The organism is Chitinophagaceae bacterium, assembly GCA_016710165.1.
GTDB lineage: Bacteria > Bacteroidota > Bacteroidia > Chitinophagales > Chitinophagaceae > Ferruginibacter.
Genome location: JADJLJ010000002.1, coordinates 510,177 through 525,896 on the forward strand (window position 1 = coordinate 510,177; position 15,720 = coordinate 525,896).

The following is a 15,720-nucleotide window of genomic DNA, read 5'->3' on the forward strand; positions in this document are numbered from 1 at the left end:
ACGAACAATATATGCAACGCTGCCTGCAACTGGCAGGATCGGGTGCAGGCCATACAGCACCCAACCCGATGGTAGGGGCTGTGCTTGTATACAAAGACAGTATCATCGGTGAAGGTTATCACCGGCAATATGGGGAGGCACATGCCGAAGTGAACTGCATAAATAGTGTATGCGCTGCCGACAAAGAGCTGATCGCACGAAGCATTTTGTATGTTTCGCTTGAACCCTGCGCTCATTTTGGTAAAACACCCCCTTGTACCGGTCTTATTATAGAAAATAAAATTCCCGCCGTGGTCATTGGCTGCCGCGACAGTTTTAATGAAGTGAATGGAAAGGGGATAGAAAAACTGGAAGCGGCCGGCATACAGGTTACCGTGGGCGTTTTGGAGAAAGAAAGCCTTGCACTGAACAGGCGCTTTTTTACTTTTCATGACCGGAAGCGGCCCTATATAATAGTAAAATGGGCGCAGAGCAGTGACGGGAAAATTGCCGGAGCCGGCACATCAAGAATACTGATCAGCAATGAATTCAGTAACCGGCTTGTCCATAAATGGAGGAGTGAGGAAGCCGCCATCCTGGTGGGAAAAAATACCGCTTTGAGGGATGATCCTTCCTTAACAACCAGGCACTGGCCAGGTAAGAGTCCTGTAAGATTGGTGATCGATAAGGAATTGAAATTGCCGGCTTATCTGAAACTTTTTGACGGTAGTGGGGACACGATCATATTCAATTACTTAAAAACGGGAGATGAGGGAAAGCTGCATTATCAGCAACTGGGCAGGAACGAAGATCTTCTGAAACAGTTGCTGTTGGTTCTATATGAAAGAAAGCTGCAATCGGTGATCGTGGAGGGAGGGACCAAACTTTTACAGTCGTTCATTGATGCAGGGTTGTGGGACGAAGCAAGGGTACTATGTAACCGGCATCTGACAATTGGCAACGGGCCTGAAGCGCCGGTTTTAAAAAATATGGTACTGTTGCGGGAAGAAAAAATGGATACGGATGTTATTTCTTATTTTACAAGGCAGGCAAACCCGGATAAGGAATGAGCGAAGACTTTTATTTTACCATTGAGAAACCATCCAGCGCTGAATTCAAGGACCGGGGAAGCAAATTCATTGCGTATGCATTTCCTATTGAATCGGCAGATGATTTCAAAACACAGCTGCAGCGTTTAAAGAAAGAACATCCCAAGGCGGTGCATCATTGTTTTGCTTACCGCATCGGAACCGATGGAAATAGTTTCCGTTCCGGCGATGACGGGGAACCATCCGGTACGGCAGGCAAACCCATACTGGGGCAGATCGACAGCAAGGGGATCACCAATGCAGCAGTGATCGTGGTGCGTTACTGGGGAGGTACTTTATTGGGTGTACCCGGCCTCATCAATGCGTATAAAACAGCCACGGCCCTGGCATTACAGGTAACACCGGTTATTCAAAAACAGGTTGAGGTGGTTCATACCATCGAGTTTGATTATACCCGGATGAATGAAGTGATGATGATCATAAAGCAGTACAACTGTACGGTTATTTCAAAGGAAATGCAGTTGTTCTGTGTCATGAAGGCCGGTATTCCAAAAAACCGGCTGGAGGAAGTGCTGTATAAGCTGAAAGACCTGCAGAACGTTGTCGTTAAAAAATGCGGATAATGAACCGGAATTTGTAATTTTCTGAAAAATAGATCCCCATGGCAGCAGAAAAAAAATATAAAAGCTTCTGGAGCTTTTATCCCTACTACCTCACTGAGCATGGGGATGTAAAAAACCGTACACTTCATTTTATCGGTACAGCTGGTTTGCTGGTTATACTGGTGGTTGCCATTGCAACACAAAAATGGTGGATGCTTGCCCTGGTACCTGTCTGTGGTTATGGTTTTGCCTGGGCAGGGCATTTTTTTATCGAGAAGAACAAGCCGGCCACATTTACCTATCCCCTGTTCAGCCTGGGTAGCGACTTCGTGATGTTCTGGCACATGCTCACCGGGCAGATCAGTAAGAAACTGGAAGAAGCAAGGAAAACGATCGGTTGATATATGAATATTGAATCCATCCGTGAATATGTTCTGCAAAAACCTTCTGTTACGGAAGGTTTTCCATTTGGCGAAGATACCCTTGTGTTTAAGGTAAATGGAAAACTTTTCTTATTAGCCGGGCTGGATAGTTCCCCATTACAGTTCAATGTAAAATGTGATCCTGAAAAAGCGATCCAGCTCAGAGAAGATCATCCGGATTCGGTTTTGCCCGGCTATCACATGAATAAAAAGCACTGGAATACCATTATGGTGGATGGCAGGTTGTCTGCAAAACAATTAATGGAGATGATAGACGATTCGTACAGCCTTGTTGCTAAAGCAAAGAAGTAAACTCATTTCCGTTCGTATTTCCAGTTCCTTCCTTTTCCTTCAGCGATCCATTCCAGGGCAGTGGCCATCCGTTTATTCCGGGTTTCTTCTGTTTTGGCTTCCGTGATCCATTGCAGGTATTCCTTTCTGTGGGAGTAGGCAAAATTGTCAAAAACCTGTTTTGCCTTTTTGTTTTTATTCAGCGCTTTTACAAAGTAATCCGGAACGACCAGTTCTTTCTTTTCAGCTGGTTTGGGCTTAGCGACTTTTATTCCCTGTTCGTTCAGTTTCATGGCCTCTTTTATCCAGGCGATCATCTTTTTATCGGAAGGAAGGTCTTTTACGGATGTAAGCCTGCCTAAATGTCCCATGGCAGTTTCGGATCTTGCATTTTCAACCAGGACCGGGTCCTTCATCAGTACTGCTTTCCAGAACCCGAATACGGCATGTTGTTTAAATGCAGCCATGCTGCACATCATTTCGCCTTTGTGATCAAAATGCGGAAAGCTCCATTTCATTTTTTCCTCCACCTCCGGGCAGGTCTTGTGTACCAGCTCGCGGATATGATTTAAAATGGGTTTTGCAAAATCAGCTGATTTGGCGACGTAGGCATCCAGTGCCTTCTCTTTTTTTGCCATCGTATAAGATTAATTAATTTTTTTCCTGGCAGTACACATCCAGTCCCAGGGATATGGATCTTTCAACCACCTGGGTGGTTTATGAAATTCGGTATTCCAGCCGTAATTTATTTTCTGGATGAGGTTTACTTGAAAACCCTCCAGGGTAAGCAGCAACTGCAGTTCTTCCCTTAGATAATGTTTGGTGGGTACATTGTCGATATCAGTAACCCCCTGGCGGATGTTGCTGATCTTTTGGGTGGCCTCCTTGCCCGCAGGAAGTACATCATTCTCTGCATCATCTACATTCCACCGGTCGGCAATGATGTTGGCATATAATTTTGATTCCAGTGAAGGGACCACCAGTACCAGTTCGCCGCCTGCATGCAGGCAAAGCGAGAGCGCCTGGAAGAAATTGATCCTTTTTTCCAGTGAACCGGTGAGGATGGCATTGATGCAGATTGCGGTATCACAGGGGGTAACGGTCAGGTCGTCGGCTGAAAAATCCATGCGGCTGTACTCGACATTGGTATATTCGGGGTATTTTTCCTTTGCGATCTGTAAATTTTTTGCCGAGATATCTGCAGCGATCACCGTTTTAAATTTAGGTGCCAGCACCGGAAGCCATTTTCCCACGGCACAACCAATGTCCATCACCGTTTTGTCGGGAGAAGCCATTTCTTCAATAGCGGCTACAATGCTCCCGGATGTATCATTGCGCAATACATCAAATATCTCCGTTTCGTATTTGGGAGCGATCGTTTCCCAGTATTTTCTATCCATATTCAATGCGTGGTTGGATAGTTAAGGTAGAAATTTATTTTTTTAGGTGAACGGCATGGTTGTTCTTTTTTTACACAAGATATACAAGAAAAAAAGTGCCGGTCATCTGACCGGCACTTTAAATTAGTTGAGCGAAAATACCTGCACCATTAATTTCTGAACCGCTCACTCACCACCAGTTCCTTGCTTCCTGCTGTGTAAACGTAAAATCCTTCCCCGCTTTTTGCACCCAGCCTGCCTGCCTGTACCATATTCACCAGCAAAGGGCAGGGGGCATATTTAGGATTGCCGAAACCATCATGCAATACATGTAAGATGCTGAGACAAACGTCGAGGCCAATGAAATCGGCTAACTGCAAAGGTCCCATCGGGTGAGCCATTCCCAGTTTCATTACCGTATCAATCTCTTCCACCCCGGCAACGCCTTCATACAAACTGTAAACGGCCTCATTGATCATGGGCATTAATATGCGGTTGGCAATGAAGCCCGGGTAATCGTTCACCGTGCAGGGGATCTTGCCTAACTGGTTACTTAATTCAACAATGGTGGCTGTAACTTCTTTTTTGGTTGCATAGCCGTTGATGATCTCCACCAGTTTCATTACCGGCACCGGGTTCATGAAATGCATGCCGATCACCATGCCCGGCCTTTTGGTTACCGCAGCAATTTTAGTAATAGAGATAGATGAGGTATTGCTTGCCAGGATACACCCGGCGGGTGCATGCGTATCGATCTGTTCAAAAATAGATAATTTCAGTTCTACGTTTTCAGTAGCCGCTTCCACCACCAGGTTTGCATCTTTTACACCTTCGGATATGACCGATGTAATAGAGATATTTGCCAGGGTGGATCTTTTCTGATCTTCCGTAATGGATCCTTTGGCAAGCTGCCTGTCGAGGTTTTTATGGATGGTATCCATAGCCCGCTGCAGTTGCGAGGGGTTCACATCTACCAGGCTCACGGTAAAACCTGATTGGGCAAATACATGGGCGATGCCGTTTCCCATGGTGCCGGCGCCGATGACACTTACATTCTTTATCATAACTTCTATTTTATTACACGAATTAAAACGAATTGCACCAATTAACGGATTTACGGATTAACCGATCAACTATTTAAACGCATTGATCCCCGTCACATCCATGCCTGTTATCAGCAGGTGAATATCGTGTGTTCCTTCGTACGTGATCACACTTTCCAGGTTCATCATGTGGCGCATGACAGAGTATTCGCCGGTGATGCCCATGCCGCCCAGCATCTGCCTTGCATTCCTGCAGATATTGGTGGCCACTTCACAGGCATTTCTTTTTGCCATGCTCACCTGTTGCGGGGTAACTTTTCCCTCGTTCATCAGTACGCCAAGCCGCCAGTTCAACAATTGGGCCTTGGTTATTTCGGTTACCATCTCCGCTAATTTTTTCTGTTGCAGTTGAAAACTTCCGATCGGTTTACCAAACTGGATCCTTTCTTTACTGTATTGCAGCGCCGTATCATAACAATCCATGGCAGCACCGATGGCCCCCCAGGCAATGCCATACCTTGCCTTGGTCAGGCAGCCCAACGGACCTTTCAATCCTTTAATATTTGGGAAGATATTCTCTTTGGGAACTTTCACGTTGTCAAAGACCAGTTCACCGGTTGCACTGGCACGCAGGCTCCATTTGCCATGTGTGGTTGGCGTACTGAAACCCTCCATTCCTCTCTCAAGGATCATACCCCTGATATCACCGGCTTCATCTTTCGCCCATACCACTGCCACCTGGCTGAAAGGCGCATTGCTGATCCACATTTTTGCACCATTCAATATCACATGATCGCCGGCATCTTTAATATTGCTTAGCATGCCGCTGGGGTCGCTGCCGTGATTGGGTTCGGTCAACCCAAAACAACCCAGCCATTCACCGCTTGCCAGCCTGGGTAAATACTTTTTACGCTGCTCTTCGCTTCCGTATTGATAAATGGGAAACATCACCAGGCTTCCCTGTACACTGGCGGTTGACCGTACACCGCTGTCGCCCCGTTCCAGTTCCTGCATCATCAGGCCGTAGCTTATGTAGTCCAGCCCGCCGCCGCCATATTGTTCCGGTATGGTTGGCCCGAAGCAACCCAGGTCGCCCATCTGCTTTACGATCTGTTGCGGAAACTCAGCCCGCTGGGCATAATCTTCTATGATAGGGGAGATCTCTTTCTTTACATAGTTGCGTACACTTTCCCGGATGTACTTATGCTCTTCGGTCAAAAGTTCATCTACATTAAAGTAATCGGGAGATTGAAAATTGTCTGTCTTGGCAGCCATCGTTATCGTTAATTGGTTAATTCGTAAATCCGTTAAATGGTTAATCCGTAAACCCGGCTAAGAGTAGATTAAAATCCGTTCAAACCGGGATAGATCCGTGTTATCATCGATTCTATCCCCGCAAATATAATTAGCTTAAATCAGAAGAAAATTTTTTGTTTTTTTAACTATCGACAGGGTTGTATCCCGATAGCCATTGGGACTGCCGGGGTTGGACGGAAAAAAAATAATCACCGGATGCAACATGAACGAAAAAGCCTTGTCTCTTTATTATAAACACTGAACTTTTGGAATTAGCTGTAATGCCACAACCTGCCTACCGGCAGGCAGGCGAAGATGAACTGATAGAACGCTGCCTGCGGGGAGACAGCCTGGCGTATAAGGAATTGTACCAGCGTTATTCCAAAGCCATGTTCAATACCTGCCTGCGTTTTCTCGGCAATGCGGCCGAAGCGGAGGATGTATTACAGGAAAGTTTTATGGAGGCATTTAAGAACCTGGGAAGGTTCGAGTACCGCACGAGTTTTGGCGGGTGGCTGAAGCAGATATGTGTGAACCGGTCCATCAGCCAGCTAAAAAAACGAAGGATCAACTGGGTGGATATGGAACAGGTTGCGGGTTACGACAGTGCGGAGGAACTGCCTTATGATGAAGCGGAGATGGAATACAGGGTGGAATCGGTGAAGAAAGCCATCCTACGTCTTCCGGACGGGTACCGGGCCGTTTTGAACCTGTACCTGCTGGAAGGATACGATCACGAAGAGATTGCGGAGATACTGAATGTGGCCGAATCAACCACCCGTTCGCAGTTCATCCGGGCAAAACAAAAATTACTTCAACTTTTAAAAGAAGGGATATGAGCAAAAAACTGAAACAATTTATTGACGACAACCGCAATGAATTCGACGACAGGGTTCCGTCTGCAAAAGTGTGGGAGAATATAGAAGATTCTTTTTCATCCAGGAAAGAGAAAAGACCGGTCATACGCCCGCTTTATAAATGGACGATGGCTGCGGCGGCCATGCTGGTCATTTCCACCGGGGTTTATTTTCTGGTGGGTGATAAAAAAGCGCCGGTAGAGACCGTGTCATCCGGCCCGGAAGGAACGGGTGCTGACGGACCAGAATCATTTACGCCCGAGATGAACCAGTTTGTGAAAATGATCGACATGAAGCAGGAAGAGCTGAAAACACTGGCAGCCGAGCAACCGGAACTTTACCGGAAGTTCACCAACGACCTTGACCAATTGGATAGTTCCTACAATACCTTGAAAAGTCAGCTGACTGCAGCCCCCAACCGGGAAATGCTGCTGGAAGCCATGATCCAGAACCTGCAGCTGCAGCTCAGTGTGCTGAATCAGCAATTAAACATCATTAATCAAATCAAACAATCAAAAAAGAACAGCCATGAAAAGATTGATCAAGCCATTTAAGCTCCTGGTGCCGCTGGTGCTGATGCTGCAGGCAAACCTGTTTGCACAGGAAAATGACAACGACAACAGGAACGAGAACAAGAAAAAGTACGAGTTCGTAAAGAAGAAAAGCGTAAACAAATCGTACAACGTTTCTTCTTCTGACAAACTCAACATCAAGAATGCCTTCGGCTCTGTAAAAGTAAATACCTGGAACCGCAACGAGATCAAGGTGGATGTGGATATTGAAGTTACCGCCAATACCGAGGCCCTGGCGCAGAAGATGATCGACCGGATCTCCGTTACCGATGCCCGGAGCGGAAAGGACATCTCGTTTGAAACAGAGACGAAAGACGTGAACAACAGCAAGGGCGAAAAGAGCAGTATGGAGATTAACTATACCATCTCAATGCCGGAGAACAACCCGTTGAAAGTACAGAATGATTTCGGGGGGATCATCATCCCGGATTTCAAAGGGGAAGTGGACCTGACCAGCAAATTCGGCTCACTCAAAGCAGGTAATTTGGCCAGTATTAAGAGTATTCATATTGAGTTTGGAGAAGCTAACCTGGTTAATATTAACAGTGCTCCCGTGACCATTAAGTTTTCAAAGGCTGTTACTATTTCTAAATTATCAGGAGATGTAAAGCTGAATCTTGAATTCTGCAATAATGTTCGATTGAGTCTTGACAATAACCTTACCAGCCTTGATCTGAAAACATCCTATTCAACCGTGAATCTTAAGCCACTGGGTAATTTAGCGGCTTCTTATACCATCTCTACCAGTTTTGGCTCTTTTAAAAATACCAGTAATGTGAAGTTTACAAGCGGCGAAGACAAGGATGAAGACAACAGGTATGGACCCAAATTCGACCATGAATATTCCGGTAAATCCGGGGGCGGTACAGTACCGGTTAAAGTAAAGAGCAGTTTTAGCAAGATCATCGTGGGCGAAGCCTCCGAGGAAGACATGAAGGATAAGGGAAAAAATAAAACAAAGGATAAGTCCAGGACCTAGCTCGTAAATATATAGCCATGAATCATAAAGTGCCGGTGTTCAGTTACCGGCACTTTGTAGTTTTATAAGACAGGCTTTGAAATCAGGACATCACCAACTAATCATTTTTTTCAAGTATGAATATCTCCTCCACCGGTTTACCAAAGACCCTGGCTATTTTCAAGGCCAGCACCGTTGAAGGGACGTATTTATTTGCTTCCATGGCATTGATCGTTTGCCGGCTGACGGATACTTTATTGGCCAGGTCTTCCTGTGTAAGCCCTTTGATCGCTCTTTCTATCTTGATATTATTTTTCATCAGGAACGGTTTTAGCATTTCGGTATAAGATAAAATTGAACCGTACAATAAAGATGATCAGTACGGTGAACATGTTGTACACCATCACATCAAAAAAGGGGGTGCCATATACGAATAAGAAGGCCAGCAACAGCAGCAGGTAGCTGACACAAACAGCCCATAGCAGCGAAGAAAGCCGGAGTTCGGCAATGAATTCATCTTCATTTTTTTCTTTGGAGAACCCCACGAGCATCGCACCAAGGATGAATAAAGACCCGATCACCGTATTGGTAATATTGGTGTCTATAAACCCAAAGTACGTGGGGTTCCCCGGAAAGCCATCACTTGCGAATGCAAATACGCTGGCATGCATCCAGTTCGCATCAAAATCGTAGTAACGCAGTACCAGGCCTGCAATGCAGGCCGGAACCAGGATGAACCAGCCAAATTTTTTATAGCGGTTCGGTAATAATAACTTGGTAGACATAAATTAATTGTTTTCACAAATGTAAAGTATATCTTACATTAAGTCAAAATAATTTTACATTTTGTAAGAATATTTTAACAAATAAAGTATGGGGATTTTGTGATTAGCCATAAATTTGTACTAATAAAGTATACCATGACAACCTATTCTTACCTGGCACTGGGCGACAGCTATACCATTGGTGAACAGGTACCCTTTGCAGAAAATTTCCCCAATCAAACTGTGCAGTTGTTACGGAAAGAGGGCTTTGCATTTTATGCGGCCGAGATCATTGCAAAAACCGGCTGGACAACAGATGAACTGGACCATGCCATCGGAAATACATCCCTGCTCGGGGGATATGATATCGTTTCGCTGCTGATCGGTGTAAACAACCAATACCGGGGCCGCAGCACAACTGAATTCAAGACCGGGTTTGAACAGTTGCTTCAGCAAGCCATCCGGTTTGCAGATAACAAACCCTACCGGGTCTTTGTGCTCAGCATCCCCGACTGGGGTATTACCCCCTTTGCAGCCGGAAGGGACAGGAGCCAGGTGGCTGATGAGATAGATGCCTTCAATTATGTTTGTGAAAAATCGGCAAAGCAATTCCAGGCCAGCTTTATTGATATCACAACTTCCCAGCGGGTGGATGGGCACAAAGCAGATTTCCTGGTAGCGGATGGTTTGCACCCCTCGGGGAAAGAATATGAAAAATGGGCGGCTAAATTATTTGATGCGATTTTAAAAGAACTCTGATGAAGGATGTCCTGAATTTTTCAGAAACACAGCGGTTCAAAACATGGTGGGCATGGGGTGCCGTGGGGGTGTTGAATATGCTTTTCATTTATGCGATCCTGCAGCAGGTATTCATTGGCAAACCATTCGGCACAAAGCCCGCCCCTGATCTTGTTTTGATCCTGGTTGAACTGTTCCTTCTTGCCCTTTTTATCTTCCTGGGTTCCATCCGGTTGAAGACAAGGATCACCGAAACCGGGATCTATTACCGGTTCTATCCATTCCAGTTCAGGGAAAAAGCCATTGAGTGGCATGAACTGAATGATGCATATATACGGGAGTACAATTCCTTTCATGAATACGGGGGGTGGGGGATACGGACCGGGTCCTCAAGAACAGGCAGGGCCATTAATACGTCTGAATCCTCCAATAAAGGACTGCAACTGAAGTTTGTTGACGGCAGACTTTTACTGATCGGCACAAAAAGACCCGACGAGATCCAGGCCATTGTTGAAAAAATAATGTCAACCGGGAAAATAAACCGGGGAGTATAAGGATCAGTATTCAACCATCTTTCTTTCAACCGTTCCATCTTTATAAAAATCAAACAACGCATAGGCCGGTGCAAAATCCTGGAAGGGGCCGCCCCACCAGTTGCCGCTTACCGCACCGTTGCAGTAATATTTTATGCCGAGGTAATTCACTTCGTCCTGCAGGTGTATGTGCCCGCTCAGGCAGGACCGGATATTGGGATGTTTTTTGAAAAGATCTTTTATTTTCCTGGCATCGGTGTGCAATAAGGCCCTCGAGAGTTTCCAGTCACCGTTGGGCAACATGTCGTTGAAGAACATAGCGCTGCAAAAAGACATGATGGGGATATGGGAAATGATGCAGATGAATTTTTCTTTATTACTGTTCAGTTCATTGTCCAGCCAGTTGAATTGTTCTTCATCCAGCAGGGCAATATAACCTCCCTTGTTTTCCTGCACACTGTCTAAAACTATAAAATGCCAGTTGTGGTGACCAAAACTGTAGTATGTTTTGCTATACCCTGTTTGCCGCAGCCACCAGGCCTTGCCGTAAAGTTCATCGCTTTTTACGTCCTCTTTCAGTTGCCAGCCCCAGATATCATGGTTGCCCAGGCAGTGTCTTACGGGGAGCTTGTTTTCTGCTTCCATTATCTTATTGAACAGGTCCCATTGTATTTGGGTCTTTTCCTTATCGGCAGCCAGGGCATCCATGATACTATCGCCCCCGTTTATGATAAAATCGGGTTGATGTTTCATCTGGTTGATGGTCTGTAAAGCCCTTTTCATTCCGGCTTCAGCCGCATCCAGGGCCTTGATGTGTATATCACTGATGAAAGCAATGGTAAACTGTTTTTTCTTTTCAGCAGATCCTGCATTTGCCAGGGAAGGCAGGACAGAAGCTGCAGAAATAAGAGATACGTTCTGGAGGAATTTTCTGCGTTGCATAAAGATTGGTTTCAGCTATTTAAGATAGGTTGCCATTTCGGCCTGGTACTGGTGCGCAATGGCCCTTGCTTCGGTTGCAAAATCCTCGTTTTCGCTGGCATAGATGATGGCTCTTGACGCATTTACCAGCAAACCGCAATCTGTGTTCATTCCGTATTTACTTACTTCTTCCAGGCTTCCTCCCTGGAAACCCACACCGGGCACCAATAAAAAATGATCCGGAATTATTTTTCGTATGCCTTCCAGGTCACTGGCCCTGGTAGCACCCACCACAAACATCAGGTTGCTAGGGCTTCCCCAACTGCTTACTTTCCGTAAAACGGATTCATACAAATACTCCCCGCCTTGGTTGACCTCCCTGTCGTTGTTGGTCTCCTTGCCGTTGTTGGTCTCCCGACCAACAACCCTAAGCTGTTCAAAATCCTTACTGCCCGGGTTGCTGGTCAGCCCCAGCACGATGGTCCATTTATTCTCAAATTCCAAAAATGGTCTTACACTGTCTTCACCCATGTACGGAGCAACCGTAATGGCATCAAAATTCAGGGTTTCAAAAAAAGCCTTTGCATATTGCGAAGAAGTATTGCCAATATCACCCCGCTTGGCATCGGCAATGGTGAAATGTTCTTTGGGAATATAGTTTACGGTCTTTTCCACTGCTTCCCATCCTTTCAGCCCCATGGCTTCATAGAATGCAGTGTTTATTTTGTACGAAACACAAAGATCCTTCGTGGCATCGATGATCTGTTTGTTGAATTCAAAAACAGCATCGGGATGTGACTGGAGATGGGCTGGTATTTTGCTGATGTCGGTATCCAGGCCAACGCAGAGGTACGACCTCTTTGTTTGTACCTGCTCTATAAGTTGTTTTCTGGTCATGTGACAAAGTTAATTGGCAAAACCGGTCAGTCCAGCCTCCGTATCATTTCCTTGGCGATCTTCCTGGAATGCTCATCCCCCCGTTTCACCAGTTGTTCAATGATATTCCGCTGAGATGCCTCATCCCTGTTCTGGCTGAGCTTAAAGGTGTTTTCCAGGCTTTCTACTTCAATGCTAAAGCCAACAATGGCTTTCATCATGTGGTCAATGTATTCCTTTGGCAGGTTGTCAAAAGCGCCGGCAGACTGTGTACCCACATATTTATCTGAAACTTCTTTCACGGCATTGTACGTTCCTTCTGCATCCATAAAACGGATATTTCCTTTTGCCTGCACCGTCATATAATTCCAGGTAGAGCCCATATGCGGATCGGTGTACCAGTTTGCGCTTACAAAGCAATGCGGACCGGTAAAGATCACCAGCACATTATTATTCTTTTCAAATGCCAGGTGATGGTCGGTCTTCCGCATGATGTGTCCTTCCAGGAAAATTTTACCTTCCTTTTCTTTTATTGCCAAAGGAACCTGTGTTGCTGCCGGGTATTCTTCTCCTATGCCGGTGACCAGGGCAAAGGCATTCTCTTTCATGAAGTCGATGACCTTCTGCCGGTCTTTTTCTGTGTAATAATCGAATTTGTACATGTGGCTGTTCTTTTAAATGCACGAATTTTAACGAATTACACGAATTAAATTCAGACCCAGGTAAATTTAGTTCTTTTTGAAACCTACCAATTCGTGTAATTCGTTTAAATTAGTGTAATCTCTCCAATATCATTTTTTCAATTTCTTCCGATTCCCACCTGGTTTCAATGCCGGGCAACGACATGATCTCCTGCATAATGGCTTCCTGTTTTCTTCCATTCACCAATGCACTGCTGTATCGTATCTGCGGACTGAAAGTAACCTGCGAATAGGCCGGGATCCATTTATCCGGGTGCTTTTTGCTGAAGGCCGCTTCGATCTTCTTCTGCAGCAAAAACTTCGGGTCGGCCACCTTATCCCTCATCTCCACGAAATTATTCAGGGCCAGGTCGGCAATCGCATCGCCATCGGGCTTTCTTAATGACTGGTATTCCGGTAAAATGGCTGACCAGTTTTCGTTGTGCTTATCCAGTAAACTGTTCAATACAGCGCAATCCTCAAAACCGCAATTCATTCCCTGTCCAAAGAATGGAACAATGGCATGGGCAGCATCGCCGATCAATGCAAATTTATCTCCCCGTATCCAGGGGAAGCATTTTACAGTGACCAGGGAAGAGGTAGGGTTTCTGAAAAAATCTTCCTGCAGGGTTGGCATCAGCTTTTCTGCATCGGTAAAGGTCTTTTCAAAAAATGATTTTACTTTTTCCTTCGTATCCAGGCTTGCAAAGGAAGGATCCCCATCAAACGGGAAGAACAGGGTGCAGGTAAAACTGCCATCCATATTGGGCAGGGCGATGAGCATGTAATTACCCCGTGGCCAGATATGCAGTGCATTTTTCTCCATTAAAAATCCGCCATTGGCACCTGCAGGGATATTCAGTTCCTTATAGCCGAAGTCGATATAATATTGCTGGTATTGAAAACGGTCGTGCTGTAAATGGTGGGTGAGGCGGGCTGCAGAGTAGGCACCGTCGCTGCCAAATAGCAGTTTGAAGTTTGTGGTTTGAAGCCTGCCTGTCCGGTAGGCAGGTTTGTGGTTGAGTGTATTCTCAAAAATGATCTCATCCTTTTGCCAGTCGATGCTCCTGCACATTTCATTAAATAAAATTTCAACACCGTTTTTCTCAGCCAGGTCCATCAGCTTGCAGTTCAGTTCACCCCGGGAAACGGAGTTGATGAACTGTCCTTCTTTGCCATAAGGCTGAAAGGCAGTACTGCCATCTGCATTGTGCAGGTACCTGCCGTGCATGGGAATGCATATCTTCCTGATCTCGTCCATTAAGCCAACTTCTTCCAGGGCCCTGATACCCCGGTCGCTGAGCGCCAGGTTTATGGAACGGCCTGCCACCATGTCTTCCTTCCGCATGTCGCCGCGGCGTTCATACACGATTACTTTATATCCCCGCTTTGACAAATAAATGGAAAGCAATGAGCCAACCAGCCCGGCACCAATGATGGTCGATTCCTTTTTCTGCATCACGAATATTTTAAAATTGAGTTTACTATTTCGCCAAACTTCCAGATGTCTTCAAAAGAATTGTATAATGGAACCGGGGCAACACGTATCACATTCGGTTCCCTCCAGTCGGCTATCACACCGTTTTGTTTCAATGCTTCAAAAACTTCTTTTCCTTTTTTAAGCATCAGCATGGAAACCTGGCATCCCTTTGCATCTTTCGGGGTAATGACCTCAATGAGTTTTTCTTTGGCATTTTTATTCAGTTCTTCAATGATAAAGAACAAATAATCGCTGAGCATTTTTCCTTTGGCCAGTAAATTATCCATTCCGGCATCTTCAAAGATATCCAGCGATGCTTTATGTGCAGCCATGCTTAAAACAGGCGCATTGCTTAATTGCCAGCCTTCGGCTGTTGCAATGGGTTTAAATCCCTTCTCCATTTGAAAGCGGGTTGCTTTCTCGTAACCCCACCAGCCCGCCAGTCTTGGTAAATTCTTATTGGCAATATGTTTCTGGTGTATGAATGCGCCGGCCACACCACCGGGGCCACTATTCAGGTATTTATAACTGCACCAGCAGGCAAAGTCAACACCCCAGTCGTGCAGGTGCAGTTCAATATTACCGGCTGCGTGTGCCAGGTCGAACCCGCAGTAAGCACCGGCATCATGTGCTGCTTTGGTAATGGCTTTCATGTCAAACACCTGCCCGTTGTAATAATTCACGCCGCTGAAGATGACCAGCGCCGTTTGACCGGCGTTTTGCTTTATGGAATTGAGTATGTCTTCTGTCCGGATCACGTATTCCCCTTCTCCGGGGCCCACTTCAATAATGGCATCATCCGGGTTCAGTCCATGAAATCTTGCCTGCGATTCGAATGCGTACTGGTCAGATGGAAATGCCTTGGCTTCGCAGATGATCTTAAAGCGCTCTTTCGTTGGCTGGTAGAATGTTGCCATCAGCAGGTGCAGGTTCACCGTAAGCTGGTTCATCACCACGATTTCTTCCGGCAGGCCGCCCACAATCTTTGTTAAGAGGTTCGGGAACATTTCATGATAGCTGAGCCAGGGCTGCCTTGCATGAAAATGACCTTCTACGCCAAAACTGGCCCAGTCTTCCAGTTCGTTCAGTACATAATCCTGGGTGGTCCTGGGTTGCAGGCCAAGGGAATTGCCGGTGAAGTAGATGCATTCTTTTCCGTTGATGACAGGAAAATAAAATTTAGAACGGAAATCCCTTAACGGATCGGATACGTCCAGTTTTTTTGCAAAGTCAGCGTTATTTTGGAAATTCATTTTGGGTTACCATTTACCATTTACTAT

General features: G+C 45.8%; 20 protein-coding genes. 9 read left to right on the forward strand and 11 right to left on the reverse strand.

The annotated features are described in order from the left end of the window. Positions 1-11: 11 nt before the first annotated feature. Genes ribD through IPJ02_12675 form a run of 4 tightly spaced genes read left to right on the forward strand, consistent with a single transcriptional unit; the run spans position 12 to position 2,364 of the window. Positions 12-1,049, forward strand: coding sequence for a bifunctional diaminohydroxyphosphoribosylaminopyrimidine deaminase/5-amino-6-(5-phosphoribosylamino)uracil reductase RibD (ribD, locus tag IPJ02_12660; GenBank protein ID MBK7376373.1), 1,038 nt, complete (start codon positions 12-14; stop codon positions 1,047-1,049). Then, positions 1,046-1,651 (forward strand): YigZ family protein, encoded by a 606-nt coding sequence (locus tag IPJ02_12665; protein MBK7376374.1) that lies wholly within the window; start codon positions 1,046-1,048, stop codon positions 1,649-1,651. Before ribD ends, IPJ02_12665 begins: the two co-directional genes overlap by 4 nt. Before the next feature lie 38 nt (positions 1,652-1,689). After that, a complete protein-coding gene (locus IPJ02_12670) occupies positions 1,690-2,031 on the forward strand; it encodes a DUF962 domain-containing protein (protein MBK7376375.1) in 342 nt (113 codons plus the stop codon). 3 nt (positions 2,032-2,034) lie between these two features. Continuing rightward, on the forward strand, positions 2,035-2,364 hold the full coding sequence (locus IPJ02_12675) for an MmcQ/YjbR family DNA-binding protein (protein MBK7376376.1): 330 nt from the start codon (positions 2,035-2,037) through the stop codon (positions 2,362-2,364). A 2-nt stretch (positions 2,365-2,366) separates the two neighbouring features. Here IPJ02_12675 and IPJ02_12680 read toward each other — a convergent pair whose 3' ends face one another. From IPJ02_12680 to IPJ02_12695, 4 genes are all read right to left on the reverse strand, one after another. After that, entirely contained in the window at positions 2,367-2,981 is a 615-nt protein-coding gene (locus tag IPJ02_12680) for a YdeI/OmpD-associated family protein (protein ID MBK7376377.1), read from the reverse strand. 9 nt (positions 2,982-2,990) lie between these two features. Next, entirely contained in the window at positions 2,991-3,743 is a 753-nt protein-coding gene (locus IPJ02_12685) for a class I SAM-dependent methyltransferase (protein ID MBK7376378.1), read from the reverse strand. 149 nt (positions 3,744-3,892) lie between these two features. Further along, on the reverse strand, positions 3,893-4,786 hold the full coding sequence (locus IPJ02_12690; protein ID MBK7376379.1) for a 3-hydroxybutyryl-CoA dehydrogenase: 894 nt from the start codon (positions 4,784-4,786) through the stop codon (positions 3,893-3,895). A gap of 69 nt (positions 4,787-4,855) precedes the next feature. Further along, positions 4,856-6,040: an acyl-CoA dehydrogenase family protein gene (locus IPJ02_12695; GenBank protein MBK7376380.1), complete on the reverse strand. Its 1,185-nt coding sequence runs from the start codon at positions 6,038-6,040 to the stop codon at positions 4,856-4,858. A 302-nt stretch (positions 6,041-6,342) separates the two neighbouring features. Between IPJ02_12695 and IPJ02_12700 the strand changes: the two genes are divergently transcribed. From IPJ02_12700 to IPJ02_12710, 3 genes are read left to right on the forward strand one after another with little or no spacing between them, the layout of a single operon-like run. Further along, positions 6,343-6,900 carry an RNA polymerase sigma factor gene (locus IPJ02_12700; GenBank protein MBK7376381.1) on the forward strand — a complete coding sequence of 186 codons (558 nt, stop codon included), beginning with the start codon at positions 6,343-6,345 and terminating at the stop codon, positions 6,898-6,900. Further along, positions 6,897-7,472, forward strand: a complete 576-nt coding sequence (locus IPJ02_12705) for a hypothetical protein (GenBank protein ID MBK7376382.1) — start codon at positions 6,897-6,899, stop codon at positions 7,470-7,472. The genes IPJ02_12700 and IPJ02_12705 overlap by 4 nt, the downstream gene beginning before the upstream one ends. After that, entirely contained in the window at positions 7,447-8,469 is a 1,023-nt protein-coding gene (locus IPJ02_12710; protein MBK7376383.1) for a hypothetical protein, read from the forward strand. The genes IPJ02_12705 and IPJ02_12710 overlap by 26 nt, the downstream gene beginning before the upstream one ends. Before the next feature lie 97 nt (positions 8,470-8,566). Here the strand turns inward: IPJ02_12710 and IPJ02_12715 are convergent, their stop codons facing one another. Then, complete coding sequence (locus IPJ02_12715) at positions 8,567-8,770, reverse strand: helix-turn-helix transcriptional regulator (protein ID MBK7376384.1); 204 nt, start codon at positions 8,768-8,770, stop codon at positions 8,567-8,569. Then, positions 8,757-9,233, reverse strand: coding sequence for a hypothetical protein (locus IPJ02_12720; GenBank protein MBK7376385.1), 477 nt, complete (start codon positions 9,231-9,233; stop codon positions 8,757-8,759). Before IPJ02_12720 ends, IPJ02_12715 begins: the two co-directional genes overlap by 14 nt. A gap of 135 nt (positions 9,234-9,368) precedes the next feature. On the opposite strand from IPJ02_12720, the gene IPJ02_12725 reads away from it, so the two are divergent. Together IPJ02_12725 and IPJ02_12730 are read left to right on the forward strand one after the other, a co-directional pair. Continuing rightward, positions 9,369-9,971 carry an SGNH/GDSL hydrolase family protein gene (locus IPJ02_12725; protein MBK7376386.1) on the forward strand — a complete coding sequence of 201 codons (603 nt, stop codon included), beginning with the start codon at positions 9,369-9,371 and terminating at the stop codon, positions 9,969-9,971. Beyond that, positions 9,971-10,504 carry a hypothetical protein gene (locus tag IPJ02_12730; GenBank protein ID MBK7376387.1) on the forward strand — a complete coding sequence of 178 codons (534 nt, stop codon included), beginning with the start codon at positions 9,971-9,973 and terminating at the stop codon, positions 10,502-10,504. Before IPJ02_12725 ends, IPJ02_12730 begins: the two co-directional genes overlap by 1 nt. A gap of 3 nt (positions 10,505-10,507) precedes the next feature. Here IPJ02_12730 and IPJ02_12735 read toward each other — a convergent pair whose 3' ends face one another. The 5 genes from IPJ02_12735 to kynU form a co-directional block, all read right to left on the reverse strand. Then, positions 10,508-11,425: a metallophosphoesterase gene (locus tag IPJ02_12735; protein ID MBK7376388.1), complete on the reverse strand. Its 918-nt coding sequence runs from the start codon at positions 11,423-11,425 to the stop codon at positions 10,508-10,510. Between the two features lie 15 nt (positions 11,426-11,440). Next, positions 11,441-12,301, reverse strand: a complete 861-nt coding sequence (gene pyrF, locus IPJ02_12740) for an orotidine-5'-phosphate decarboxylase (GenBank protein ID MBK7376389.1) — start codon at positions 12,299-12,301, stop codon at positions 11,441-11,443. A gap of 26 nt (positions 12,302-12,327) precedes the next feature. Beyond that, positions 12,328-12,942 carry an FMN-binding negative transcriptional regulator gene (locus tag IPJ02_12745; protein ID MBK7376390.1) on the reverse strand — a complete coding sequence of 205 codons (615 nt, stop codon included), beginning with the start codon at positions 12,940-12,942 and terminating at the stop codon, positions 12,328-12,330. Positions 12,943-13,051: 109 nt separating this feature from the next. Further along, positions 13,052-14,419, reverse strand: coding sequence for an FAD-dependent monooxygenase (locus tag IPJ02_12750; GenBank protein ID MBK7376391.1), 1,368 nt, complete (start codon positions 14,417-14,419; stop codon positions 13,052-13,054). Further along, positions 14,419-15,693: a kynureninase gene (kynU, locus tag IPJ02_12755; protein MBK7376392.1), complete on the reverse strand. Its 1,275-nt coding sequence runs from the start codon at positions 15,691-15,693 to the stop codon at positions 14,419-14,421. The genes IPJ02_12750 and kynU overlap by 1 nt, the downstream gene beginning before the upstream one ends. Positions 15,694-15,720: the final 27 nt, after the last annotated feature.